12 protein-coding genes are annotated in these 12,407 nt (G+C 63.9%); 5 read left to right on the forward strand and 7 right to left on the reverse strand.

The features are described from left to right. Positions 1 to 60 precede the first annotated feature (60 nt). The 5 genes from LQ788_RS16135 to LQ788_RS16155 all read right to left on the reverse strand — a co-directional run bounded on the left by LQ788_RS16135 (position 61) and on the right by LQ788_RS16155 (position 5,561). Complete coding sequence (locus LQ788_RS16135) at positions 61 to 1,692, reverse strand: long-chain-fatty-acid--CoA ligase (RefSeq protein WP_231442720.1); 1,632 nt, start codon at positions 1,690 to 1,692, stop codon at positions 61 to 63. A 195-nt stretch (positions 1,693 to 1,887) separates the two neighbouring features. After that, a complete protein-coding gene (locus tag LQ788_RS16140; protein ID WP_231442722.1) occupies positions 1,888 to 2,646 on the reverse strand; it encodes an enoyl-CoA hydratase in 759 nt (252 codons plus the stop codon). A gap of 172 nt (positions 2,647 to 2,818) precedes the next feature. Beyond that, positions 2,819 to 3,388, reverse strand: coding sequence for a GNAT family N-acetyltransferase (locus LQ788_RS16145; protein ID WP_231442724.1), 570 nt, complete (start codon positions 3,386 to 3,388; stop codon positions 2,819 to 2,821). Continuing rightward, positions 3,388 to 4,545, reverse strand: coding sequence for a trans-sulfuration enzyme family protein (locus LQ788_RS16150; RefSeq protein ID WP_231442726.1), 1,158 nt, complete (start codon positions 4,543 to 4,545; stop codon positions 3,388 to 3,390). The genes LQ788_RS16145 and LQ788_RS16150 overlap by 1 nt, the downstream gene beginning before the upstream one ends. A gap of 98 nt (positions 4,546 to 4,643) precedes the next feature. Continuing rightward, on the reverse strand, positions 4,644 to 5,561 hold the full coding sequence (locus LQ788_RS16155; protein ID WP_231442729.1) for a LysR substrate-binding domain-containing protein: 918 nt from the start codon (positions 5,559 to 5,561) through the stop codon (positions 4,644 to 4,646). Positions 5,562 to 5,647: 86 nt separating this feature from the next. Here LQ788_RS16155 and LQ788_RS16160 point away from each other — a divergent pair, with 86 nt between their 5' ends. The 3 genes from LQ788_RS16160 to LQ788_RS16170 all read left to right on the forward strand — a co-directional run bounded on the left by LQ788_RS16160 (position 5,648) and on the right by LQ788_RS16170 (position 9,924). Continuing rightward, a complete protein-coding gene (locus LQ788_RS16160) occupies positions 5,648 to 6,757 on the forward strand; it encodes a YeiH family protein (RefSeq protein ID WP_231442731.1) in 1,110 nt (369 codons plus the stop codon). A gap of 161 nt (positions 6,758 to 6,918) precedes the next feature. Further along, positions 6,919 to 8,322 (forward strand): NAD(P)/FAD-dependent oxidoreductase, encoded by a 1,404-nt coding sequence (locus LQ788_RS16165; RefSeq protein WP_231442733.1) that lies wholly within the window; start codon positions 6,919 to 6,921, stop codon positions 8,320 to 8,322. A gap of 183 nt (positions 8,323 to 8,505) precedes the next feature. Then, positions 8,506 to 9,924, forward strand: a complete 1,419-nt coding sequence (locus LQ788_RS16170) for an SLC13 family permease (RefSeq protein ID WP_231442735.1) — start codon at positions 8,506 to 8,508, stop codon at positions 9,922 to 9,924. A gap of 54 nt (positions 9,925 to 9,978) precedes the next feature. Here the strand turns inward: LQ788_RS16170 and LQ788_RS16175 are convergent, their stop codons facing one another. Continuing rightward, on the reverse strand, positions 9,979 to 10,566 hold the full coding sequence (locus tag LQ788_RS16175; protein WP_231442737.1) for a GNAT family N-acetyltransferase: 588 nt from the start codon (positions 10,564 to 10,566) through the stop codon (positions 9,979 to 9,981). 169 nt (positions 10,567 to 10,735) lie between these two features. On the opposite strand from LQ788_RS16175, the gene LQ788_RS16180 reads away from it, so the two are divergent. Next, entirely contained in the window at positions 10,736 to 11,062 is a 327-nt protein-coding gene (locus tag LQ788_RS16180; protein ID WP_231442739.1) for a GNAT family N-acetyltransferase, read from the forward strand. On the opposite strand, the gene LQ788_RS16185 is transcribed toward LQ788_RS16180, so the two are convergent. After that, on the reverse strand, positions 11,008 to 11,514 hold the full coding sequence (locus tag LQ788_RS16185; RefSeq protein ID WP_231442741.1) for a DUF2306 domain-containing protein: 507 nt from the start codon (positions 11,512 to 11,514) through the stop codon (positions 11,008 to 11,010). The two genes, LQ788_RS16180 and LQ788_RS16185, sit on opposite strands and share 55 nt — an antisense overlap. Positions 11,515 to 11,633: 119 nt before the next feature. On the opposite strand from LQ788_RS16185, the gene LQ788_RS16190 reads away from it, so the two are divergent. After that, positions 11,634 to 12,368, forward strand: coding sequence for a MerR family transcriptional regulator (locus LQ788_RS16190; protein WP_231442743.1), 735 nt, complete (start codon positions 11,634 to 11,636; stop codon positions 12,366 to 12,368). The last annotated feature ends 39 nt before the right edge of the window (positions 12,369 to 12,407 follow it).

Consider the following 12,407-nt stretch of genomic DNA (forward strand, 5'->3'; position numbering starts at 1 on the left):
TGGAACCCGCTTGGGCTCCAGCACTCCTCTTTCCCTATGGCGCTTGATTCTCTGTGGTGCTTACTTCTCTTCCCAGTTCTTGCGCAGCAGCTTCTTGTCGAGCTTGCCCACCGAGGTGCGAGGCATCTCAGTCACGACATAGACCTCATCTGGCATCTGCCACTTGGCGAAGCGCTCGCTGAGCGTTTCGACGATGGACTCGCGGGTCACCTCGGCGCCGTCATCGGCCACGACATAGGCCACGGGACGCTCGTCCCACTTCTCGTCGGGGACACCGATGACCGCGGCCTCCTTGACGTTGGGGCTGTCGAGGATCGCGTTCTCCATGTCGATCGAGGAGATCCATTCGCCGCCGGACTTGATGACGTCCTTGAGGCGGTCGGTGATCTTGAGGTAGCCGTGGGCATCGATGACGCCGACGTCACCCGAGCGCCACCAACCGTCGAGGAAACGGTCGGCGTTGTCGGGCAGCTGGTAGTAGGACTCGGTGATCCAGGGGCCGCGCATGACGATCTCTCCGACCGACTTGCCGTCGCGAGGCATCTCCTCGCCGGTGGGGTCGACGATCTTGACCTCGACGCCGATGATCGGCAGGCCCTGGTAGCGCTTGAGGTCCCACTTCTCTTCATCGCTGAGGTTCATGCCCGACTTGATGCGCCAGTTCGTCGTCGCCAGTGGGGTGGTCTCGGTGGCACCGTAGCCGTGGATGACCTCGGCGCCGGTGACCTCCTTGAAGCCGCGCATCATGGACAGCGGCGGCTCCGAAGAACCGGAGACCAGACGGACTCCGGTGAGGTCCGGTGGGGTCGGCATGTTCTTCATCATCGCCAGCATCGGGGTGAAGATTGCAGGCGCACCGTTGGCCAGCGTCACCTTCTCCTCGATGAAGGCCTGGCCGATGGCGCCGAACTCCTCGGCGGCGAACTTGCCTGGCAGGACGAGCTTGGCACCGGCGGCGACCGCGTTCTGCGGGAAGCCCCAGGACAGCACGTGGAACATCGGAGTGATGGGCATGACGCAGTCGTCGAAGGTCGCCTGCAGTGCTGCCAGTCCGCCCATGGTGTGCAGGTAGATCGAGCGGTGGGAGTAGTAGACGCCCTTGGGCCGACCTGTGGTTCCGGTCGTGTATCCGGCGTAGGCAGCGGTCTTCTCGTCAACGACGGGCCAGTCATAGGTCTCAGGCTTGTCGGCGATGAGATCTTCGTAGAAGACGACATTGTTCAAGCTCGTTTCGATCTCGGATGCCGGCTTGTCGGTCATGACGACCCAGCCCTTGACGTCGAGCTTCGGTGCGAGTGCCTCGGCGACGTGGAGGAGGGATTCCTCGACGAAGATCCAGTCGGACTTCGAGTGGCTGACGACGTAGGCGAGGTCTTCCGGTGCCAGGCGCAGATTGAGCTGGAGCATGGTCGCGGCCACACCGGGAACCGAGAAGTAGAGCTCGAGGTGACGGCGGGAGTTCCAGTCGATGACGCCGACCATGGAGCCCGCGCCCACACCGAGTTCATCCAGCCCGTGTGCCAGCTGAGCCATCCGCTTGTACTCGTCGGCGTAGTTGGAACGACCCCAGGAGCCATCGGACCGGCGGTAGACGACCTCGGATTCGCCGAAGACCGTCGCGGCATGGCGGATCAGGCTGGTGGTGTTGAGCTGGTAGCTGTCACCGAGGGTGGATGGAATGCCTGTAAGCATGAGACTCCTTTGGTCATGGTGGTCGTGCTGGGGTGTATTCGTGATGGGGTGGAGGGGCGTGCAGATATCCGGACTATTTTCATCGTCAGAATATCCTGGCAAGTGATGCCGCTCACAACTTCCGCCGCAACGTTACCAATTAGAAACGTATGGGGCGCCGAGGTGAGGGTGAGCCGTGCGCTCACCGGCCGTCGACTATTCGCCGGTGAAGTTCGGGCCGCGCTTTTCCATGAACGCTGCAACGCCTTCGGCGAAATCCTTACTCGCTCGCAAGTCCGTCTGTCCCTTGAGTTCTCGATCGAATGCATCGTCGAGCCCGGTCAGCGTCGCAGCGTTGATGGCTTCCTTCGAAGCCGCGAAGGCCAGAGGTGCGCCCTGCGCCCACTGCGCCGCAATTTCCTGCGCCCGGTTCAGGTGCTCGCCCGCCGGCGTGACCAGGCTGGCCAGGCCCCAATCCGCAGCCTCCTTCGCCCAGACCTTCTGTGCCGTCAGCGCCATCTTCATGGCTCGATGTCGGCCCGCCGAGGCTGCCACGAGTGCCGTTGCCCCGCCGTCTGGCATGAGTCCGATCTTGGTGAAGGCCAGCATCAGGTAGGACTCTTCGCTCATCACGGTGTAGTCACAGGCCAAGGCCAGGGAGCAGCCGATGCCGGCAGCTGGTCCGGAGACCGCGGCGATGGTCGGGATCGGCAGATCGATGATCGATCGGATGATCTCATTGGCCCGGTCGAGACCGAGGCCCCCGTTCTGCACCGAACCCTGCAGATCGGCTCCCGAGCTGAAGGCTCGATCGTTGCCGGTGAGAATGAGCACACGGGCCGTGGAAGCCGCCTCGGCGACGGATTCCCCGACCGCTTCGATGGCCTCCCTGGTCAGCGCATTGAGGCTTTCGGGGCGATTGATCGTGATGGTCACGACCCCGTCTTGCAGATCGGTGAGAACACTCGAGGTCAAAGCGACTCCTCTTAGTTGGCGCTGGGTGACTGATCTTCCACCTCAACCTTAACGCACGATAAGTTGATCTGGGTCACACGTCTCACCGCACGAACGCAACCGCAAAGGTGCATCGCCCGGGTCAGCTGACGCCCCTCAGATCAGCCGCATCGCTCGGCCCAGCTGACGCCCCTCAGATCAGCGCGGCCGCCAGCTGCGTCCCCGTCAGTGTGCGGTCAGCGAAGACCAGGCGCATCGCCTGCGGATCGGGGTTGCCGGCATCGGGAGCCCTGTGCTGCAGGCTCAGACCGACCTTCTCCGCAACCTTCCGGGAGGCCTCATTATGTTCGAGCAGATAGGCGATGACCGGCATTTCGGGTTTGAGCTCCTGGGCTCGAGCGATGGCCAGACGAGAGATCTCACTGGCATAGCCGCGACCCTGGACCTCGGGACGGAAGCGATAGCCTAAGTTCCAATAGGCCTCGATCCGATCCGGTTTCCACTCATCGGCCAGTGGCATGCGCCTGACACCGCAGCCGCACATTCCCAGCACCGGCCCGTCCTCGGTTTCGCGAACGATCCACGATCCAAGGCCGTCGATCTCCCAATCGGCGATGCGGGTCAGCAGGTACGCCTCTGCTTCCTCCCGTTTGACCATCCTGCCGCTGGGGAAGTGCGTCCACACGCGGGGGTCACTGTAGATCTCGAAGATCTCGTCCAGATCTCCAAGACCCGGGCGGTCAAGCACGAACGGCTCAGTCATCAGGCGTTGTGAGCGGCCTTGATAGCCGCGTCGAGATCGGCCCACAGGTCCTCGGCGTGCTCGATGCCCACGCTCAGACGCAGCAGTCCGTCGGGCACCGACTTCGGTTCCGAGGTATTGCGCCGGCGACGTTCGATGAGTGATTCCACTCCGCCCAGGGAGGTGGCCGGCGTCCACACTCGGACCGCCTCGGCGACGGCTGTGGCCTGTTCCGCGGTTTCTGTGCAGAAGGCGACGACCGCACCAAAGCCAGAGAGCTGCGCTGCCGCGCGTTCGTGGCCGGGGTCGGTGGGCAGACCCGGGTAGCGGGTCTCGACGACGTTAGGGTGCGTGCTCAGGCGTTCAGCGATCAGCGCGGCATTGGCCTGGGCGCGCTCCATGCGCACCGACAGTGTCCGCAGGCCCCGCAGTGCCAACCAGACTTCGAAGGGCCCGGCGATCGCTCCGCGCAGTGAGCGTTCGCCGTGCAGCCGCTTATGCAGATCTTCGCTGCTGGTCAGCACTGCACCGAGGACGACGTCCGAGTGACCAGCAAGGTATTTGGTCACGGAGTGGACGACGACGTCGGCACCCAGGTCCAGCGGCGTCTGCAGGAGTGGGGTCGCGAAGGTATTGTCGACGACAGTGAGGATGCCGCGTTCGCGTGCGGCGGAGATGAGTGCAGGGGTGTCCGCGACTTCGAGCATCGGGTTCGTCGGAGACTCGATCCACAGCACCGCCGAGGCGGCACTCACGTCATCGAGTGCGCTGACGACGGCCTCTGTGTCGGCGATGTCGACGGTGGTGAGGGTGAATCCGCTGCGCTCGGCGACCTCACCCGCGGATTCCAGTGACCCCTGGTAGCAGTGCCGGGGCATGATCAGGGTGCCCTCGCGAGGGACCAGGCTCAGTGCCGCTGCGATCGCGGCGAGTCCCGAACCGAATACCAGCCCGGGCAGTTGGGCATGTTCGAGTTCAGCCAGCGCCTCTTCGAACGGAGTCCATGCCGGGGTCGAGAACCGACCGTAGACATAGTCGGAATGATCGATCTCGCCGCTGCCGACAAAGGTCGAGGACAGTTCGATGGGAGGGTTGACCGAGGAACCGTTCGAGCGTGGCGGACGACCCGCTTCGACGACGACGGTCTCTGGCGCGTGGGAGGAATCTCGTGTGGTCATTTTCCCAATATATGTCGTGTCCAGGCGGCTGTGCATCGATGTCTCAGTCACACCTCAGTTGTTCCGTGCAGACAGCCACGCGGCACGGGCCTCGCGTTTCAGTCGTGCACGTTGACCATGTGCTCCAGCAGTGCTCGGGCTCCGGTTGAAAGCCGACGCCTGGGCGACCACACCGCGTGCAGTTCCCGGTCGAGGGCGACTCCGGACTCCACTGGCAGCGGCACCAGGCGGCGAGCGCTGAAGTCATCGCGCAGGGCCAACTCCGAGAGCACGACCGGCGCGATACCGGTGGCTGCGGCGATCTTCAGCGCCGAGTTCGACCCGTACTCCCCCGCCACGCGCGCTCCGCCGTACTGTGCCAAAGCGGCGTCGAGGACCTCTCGCGTTCCCGAACCGACCTCTCTGACCAGAAGCGGCACCGTCGCCAACTCCTCGGCGCCGATCGGGTGAGTCCAGGCCTCGGCGAAGGTGGGTGCGGAGGCGATCATGAGCCGGTCATGACCGACCACCTCGGCAGGGAAGCCCTCCGGCAGGGACACGGATTCGATGAGTCCGAGGTCGCAGCGCTGCTCGCGCACTGCCGCGATGACTGCCGAGGAGTTCTCGACGGCCAGGCCCACGTCGATGTCGGGATGCATCGAGGTGAACGTCGTCAGATATCTCGGCAGCAGGTATTCGGCCACGGTCAGGGAGGCGGACACGCGCACGGTGCCGGCCCGGGCATCCTGGATCGCGCGGGTGCCCGCATTGAGATCGGCATAGGCATCGATGACCTTCGAGGCCCACTGGGCAACCGCGTGGCCTTCGGCGGTGAGCTGGGTGCCCTGCGGAGAGCGCTGCAGCAGAGGTACCTTGAGATCCCGTTCGAGATTGCGCAGGCTGCGCGAGGCATTCGGCTGGGCAAGTCCCATCGCCTCGGCGGCCTGTCCGATGGATTGAGCGCTCGCGCTCAGCGTCACCAGCAGCCCCAGAGCCGGCAGCTCGGGCCAATCCTGCATTCTGCTGAGATCCTGCATGGCCCGATTATGCCATATCATCCCGATATGGGTTGTTCGACTTTTGGCGGCTACCGCTTCCCGCCCCTGCTTGACAGACTGAAGCAATGAAGCGCATTGTCCGTCTCCTCCCCGGCCTGGGGGTCGCCGCAGCCGCCACCGCGATCGCGTGGCCCATCTCCATGCTGGCTCCCGTCCTCTCCCCGCTCCTCATCGCCATCGTCCTGGGGATCATTGTGGGCAATGCCTTTCCTGAGCTGCCGCCGACCTTCCGGCCCGGTCTCGACTTCGCTGCCAAACCTCTCCTGCGATTGGGCATTGTGGCCCTCGGCGCGCAGGTGGTTCTTGGTGACATCCTCGAACTCGGGTGGCTGGTCCTCGTCCTCGCCGCCGTTGTCGTTGCCGTCGGCATCGTCTCCGGACTGCTCCTGGCTCGCCCGTTCCGCGTCGAGTCGAATCTGGCGCTGCTCATCGGGTGCGGGTTCGGCATCTGCGGTGCCGCCGCTGTCGCCGGTGTCGAGTCGACGCTGAAGGCGAAGAAGGAGGACGTGGCCGCGGCGATCGGCCTTGTGGTCCTCTTCGGCACGCTGATGATCGCCGTGATCCCGTCACTGAGCATCGCCTTCGGGCTCGCCCCAGACACCGCAGGAATGTGGGGTGGGGCCTCGACGCACGAGGTCGCGCAGGTCGTCGCGATCGGCGGCATCATCGGCCCAGCTGCTCTGCAGGTCGCCGTCCTCGTCAAGCTCTCCCGCGTCATCATGCTCGCCCCGACCGTCGCCGTCCTCAGCCTGGTGATGCGTCGCAGGGAGAGCCGGGCGCAGGCCTCGGTGACTTCTCCCGCCGAGGTGGCCCCGCAGTCCTCCTCGACTGCGCAGTCCTCGTCGCCGGCCGGGTCATCATCGTCGCCCGGGGAGTCCCTTTCGGGCAGGCGGCCTCCGGCGCCTGCGACGAAACGTCCGCCCATCGTGCCGCTGTTCGTCCTCGGGTTCCTTCTCATGGCGGGTCTGCGCACCTTCGGTCTGCTGCCCGAGGTCGCCGTGTCCGGTCTGGGCTGGCTGCAGACCGTGTGCCTCGCCATGGCGATGTTCGCTCTCGGTCGCGGTGTGCAATGGCGTTCGCTGCGCAACCTCGGCGCCGGTCCCATCGGGCTGGCCGCGACGACGACTCTCATCGTCGCTGCGATAGGACTGGGCGGAGCCCTCCTGTTGACCTGAGCGGGTGCTGACCTGAGCGCGTGCTGGCTTGAGCACACATGCTGGAAGCCCGCCCTGCCGACTGCCCGATCTCGATACGATGATCCTGAAGTCGGCTCGGGAGACGATCCCGAACCGGGGCAAGAACACGAGCGACGCCACGGTGAGCGAAGGATGCAGCAATGAGCGCAAACGCAATAGTCATCGGCAGCGGCGTGATGGGGGCTTCGATCGCCTACTCGCTGGCCAGACGCGGATACACAGTCACCGTCGTCGACAAGAAATCGGGACCGGCCCAGGGATCGACCGGGGCGACGAGTGCGATCGTTCGCTTCACCTATTCGCTGCGAGACTCCATCGCCCTGGCCTGGGAGTCCAAGCATCTGTGGGAGAACCTGCGAGACCACCTCCAGGCGCCGGAAGCGGAACCAGTGGCGGACTTCATTCGCACCGGCATGGCCGTCATCGACATTCCCGGACTGCTTCCGCCCACCCTCCGCTCCGACTTCGACGATCTCTCCATCCCCTACACCGAGTGGGATGCAGTCGACCTCTCGCGGGAGCTGCCCGGCATCGACGTCTCGAACCACTACCCACCCGTGCGTCCCGATGATCCGGCGTTCCTCGATGACAGCGAGGAGGAGGCGAGTGCCCTGTACACACCCGACGGCGGGTACATCTCTGATCCGGTCCTGGCCACGGAGAACTTCGTCCGCGCCGCCCAACGACACGGCGCACAGTTCCTCTACAACGCCGAAGTCATCGCCTTAGACCACCACCTCCTCGACCCACAGCAGAACGTTGAAGGTATGGCTAGCGAAGGAGGCGCACCCGAAGACGTGACCGAAGGCGCGCCCAGAGCAGGCGGCGACTCTACTGAGGGGCGCACCGCTTGGAGCGTCGAGCTTGCCGACGGCAGGGTCCTCGACGCCTCTGTCGTGGTGAATGCGGCAGGCCCTTGGTCCTCGAGACTCAACGAGCTCGCCGGCATCGGATCGGACCATGGGGTCTCACTGACTCCGCTGCGCCAGGAGGTCCACACTCTGCCGGCGGAATCGACTGTCATCCGCGCCGACGGCTCCCGCATCCCTGCACTCCTCGACGCCGGCATCGGCACCTATATGCGCGCCGAGGTGGGAGGGCAGCTGCTCATCGGAGGCTCAGAACCCGAGTGCGACGAACTCGAATGGGTGGATGATCCCGACGAGGTATCCATGAGTGTTCGCCCCGAGCAGTTTGAGACGCAGTCGCTGCGCGCGGCCAAACGATTCAACGACATCACGATACCGAACCGAGCGCGCGGAGTCGTCGGCGTCTACGACGTCGCCGCGGACTGGACGCCGATCTATGATCGGTCAGAGGCAGATGGCTTCTATCAGGCTGTCGGCACCAGCGGCAATCAGTTCAAGAACGCACCGATGGTCGGCGAACTCATGGCAGGCCTCATCGACGCTGTCGAAGCCGGCCACGACCACGACAGTGATCCGGTCCGCATTTCACTCACATACACCGACGAAGAGTTGGACCTGGGCGCCTTCTCCCGCCTGCGCACACCGGCAGGAACAAGCGGCAATGTGATGGGCTGAACTGCGAGCCGCTGGGCCGATCCCCAACTCGCCGGGCCCAGATGAGCACCCTCAAGTGCCGATATCTGGGAAATACCGACCAAATGGCTCGCGGCAACCGTTCCTGCCGGTACTGGGATGGTAGTGTCACTCAGCGAATCAACCAGTTTCGCTCAGCGATATTTCAGCCTCATTGGGGATCCTATGCTCGTACAAATCATTGCGTTGTTGATCTTCGTCGCCCTGTTCGCGATCGGCGCGATCCGGGGCGTGCAGATCGGCGTACTCATGCTCGTCGGCGCCGCCGGAACCGGCCTGTTCCTGACAGATATGACCGTCGACGACATCATTGCGGAGTTCCCGCTGTCCATCATGATCCTGCTGGCCGGGGTCACCTACTTCTTCGCCATTGCGCAGGAGAACGGAACCGTCGACAAGATCATCGACTGGGCACTGGAGAAGGTCGGATCCTCTGCCGTCCTCCTGCCTATCGTCTTCTTCGTCATCACAGCGGGCATTGCCTCCATGGGTGCGCCTCTGGCCGGTCTCGTCATGATGCCGGTCGGCATGCAGGTGGCCCGCAAGTACGGAGTCGACTTCGCTCTGATGGGTCTGGCGATCTGCTTCGCCATCGGCGCCGGTGGGTTCGCCCCGACCAGCCTCTACGGCATCGTCACCTACAGCACCGCCCATGATGCGGGAATCGATCTCTCTCCCTTCCTGCTCTTCGGCATCGCGGTCGTCGTCTACCTCGTGATGCTCACCGTCGCCTATTTCATGTTCGGTCGTCAGCTCTTCGGACGGAAGTCCGCCATGGCCGCTGCAGGATCAGTGCACTCCGGGGCACACGCCACCGGAACGAACGAGTTCGGAACCACCGACGAAGGCGCCGGTTCGACGATCTCCCGCGGATCCGCCTCGGCGACGAAGGTGGCCTTCGGTGAAGACGACGAGGACGAAGCCCTGTTCGACTCCTCGAGCTCCTCGGAGAGTGCCGAGTCGGGGCCCTTCTCGTTCGTGCAGATCCTCACAGTGGTCCTTATGGTCGGCCTCATCGGTTCGGTCGTCGTTCTGGCCGCGTTCGGCAAGGAACCCGACATCGGCCTGCTCTGCTTCCTCTTCGGTGCGATTCTCTCGCTCGCCGATCCCAAGACCGGCAAGGCTGCACTGCCCAAGATCGACTGGTCGACGGTTCTGCTCGTCGGCGGCATCATCACGTTCGTCGGCGTACTGCAGAACATGGGCGCCGTCGACCTCCTCGGCGAGGGTGCGGAGGCGATCGGTTCGCCGCTCATCGCGGCCTTCGTTCTGTGCATCGTGGGCGGACTCGTCTCCGCCTTCGCCTCGACGACAGGCATCCTCGCGGCACTCGTGCCCTTGGCGCTGCCTCTCATCGCCGCCGGCGGAGTCCCCGGCTGGGCGCTCATTGCGGCACTCGGCGTGTGCTCGGCCGTCGTCGACGTCTCACCGTTCTCGACACTGGGTGCCACGGTCGTGGCCACTGTCCCGCAGGATCACAAGGCCAGGCTCACTCGCATCCTCGTGAAGTTCGGCATGTCGATGGTCATCATCGGACCCATCGTCCTCGTCGGCGGGCTCGTCGTCCCGGCCATGTTCTTCTGAGGGACCTGTGGTCCGGGCCCATTGGGGCGCCCGGACCACAGAGCTCTCGTCACATCAGCGCAGCTCCTTGACCAGGATGACGAACTCGAGGTCATCGACCAACGGCACCCCGAACCGGTCGTCACCATAGGGGAAGGGTTCGATCTCGCCTGTGCGCTCGTAGCCCCGGCGCTCATAGTAGGCGATGAGTTCGGCACGCTTGTTGATGACGCTCATCCGCAGCGAACGAGCGTTCCAGCGTTCGGCCACCCATGCCTCGGCGAGGTTCATCAGGGCCGATCCCACTCCTTGGCCCTGCCCCTCTGGGGACACCGCGAGCACGCCGAGGTAGGCGGTTCCGTCAACAGGTTCGCGCAGGTAGACGCTGCCGACGGCCAGGCCCTCCGCAGAGCGCACCAAGAGCATCGAGGAATCGGTTTCGGCGAGCATTTCGCGGGCCATATCGGCGTTCAGTCGCTGACCGCTGAGCAGATCAGCCTCGGTCGTCCAACCCTGCTTCGAGGGTTCGCCGCGGTAGGCGGAGGCGACCAGTGCGACATAGTCGTCGATATCGTCAACGCCGAGTTCGCTGACGTCGAAGCCTGTTTCATTCAGGATCAGTGTGTGAGCATCGACCATGGTGGCAGGGGCGTGAGTGGACATAGGTCGGCTCCTTGAGGATGTCTGACCGTCGCCGGGAACGGCCGAAAGAACGGGTTGCTCAACAGGTTAGTCGCTCGGCCGCGAACGCAACTATAGTTTCACGTATCAGGACTGACACATTCGCCTGCTGGTATGCGCTGGCCGGCATTTTCGCCCTTGAGGAGCGTTCATGGATCTCGTGATCTCGGATGAGACGTATACCTTCGCCCACGACGCTGCGGCTGACCGCTTCACGGTGAGCCACGACGGCAAGCCCATCGGTCACGTCGACTACATCGACCGCGTGGCCAGCCCGGATGACACATCCGAATCCGCGGTGCGCACCTTCACCCACACCGAGGTGTCCCCCGCCTATGGTGGTCGTGGCATCGCCGCACATCTGGTGCGCTTTGCCCTGGAGACCAGCGCCGAGGCGGGTCTGACCTTCCGTACGACCTGCTCCTATGTCATGGACTTCTTCCGCAAGAACCCCGAGTTCGACGAGATGCGGGCCTGAGCAGGCACGAACCTGAGGACGTAGCCCACCCAGAGCGTCGCGGCGATGACCACGAGGGCGACGGCGCCCCACAGCAGACCGGGTTCGGCCACCGCCAGCTGCGGAATGTCGCGACTGGGGATGATCGCGGCGAAGGTGCCCGCCGCCAGCGCCCCGAGCCATGATCCGACCATCATCGACACGTGCCGGCGGATCTTGCCGATGCGAATCGAGATGACGCCGATGGTTGTGGTTGCGAACGTGAAGATCGCGAGCGCATGGAAGACCGTGAAGCTTCCGCTGAGAGTGTAGATGAACATGCCGCTCACACATACGAAGTACATGAGTATGACCCATGACCGCCCGATCCATCTGTGTTTGCGGTCCTTGGCTCGCCGGATGAGCTGAACCGGTGCCAGCAGCACAACACCCGAGGCGGCCAGTGCGTGGATTGCTATGAACATCGTTGTCATAGACTTAAGATAGTTCCACTAACCAAGGGCGGCAACGTAGATAGCGGAGCCGGATCTGCTATCCAATCGAGCCGCCTAACCACTGGCCTTCCGGCCCGATTGAGGATGTGGGGATTCGCATGAAACTCAGTGCTCTGGCCGCAGAATCCGGGGTCTCGACCGCCAGCATCAAGTACTACATCCACGTCGGCATCCTGCCCCCTGGCCGGAAGCGGAATGCGACCACCGCTGTCTACTCCCAAGCCCATCTTGATCGCCTTGCCCTCATCACCTGGCTGCGACGAGAGCTCGGATCCCCGATCGAGTCCATCGCCGCACTGACGCGGGCCATCGACGACGAGTCCTTGGAGAACATCGAACTGATGGGCCTCTGTCAGAGGCTGGCTCTGGAGGCGAGCAATGTCCTGAAGTCCGCTGACCCGGCGTCACCGACAGCCCACTCGACTTCACAGCCGGACGACTCTGAATCACCTCCCCACTCCGAATCCTCATCCTCATCCTCATCCGTCGAGAACGATATTCGTGGGGTTCTTCACGAACTGGGATGGCCGGACATCTCAACGACCGCAGTGGCCTCAATGGCCGGCGTTCTCGATGAGCTCAGCGCCTCGGGATACCACGTGGGACCGGATACGATTCGTCGCCATATCCGTTCTCTGGCCGAGGTCGCCAGCAGGAACACCCGCCCGATCACCGATGATCTGAGCAGAGATCGCATCTGCATCGAGGTGATGCGCGGAATCACGATGCACAACAGACTTCTCATCACGACCAGCGCGCTCGTCCATGCTTCCCTGTCCGCCATGCCACGAAGCTCGCAGAATTCCGCACCTCAGGCAACGAAATTCGAATGACTTACAGCGGTTATCACCACTACACTGTGTGCAGGCTGC

Source organism: Brevibacterium zhoupengii, from assembly GCF_021117425.1.
Lineage (GTDB): Bacteria > Actinomycetota > Actinomycetes > Actinomycetales > Brevibacteriaceae > Brevibacterium > Brevibacterium zhoupengii.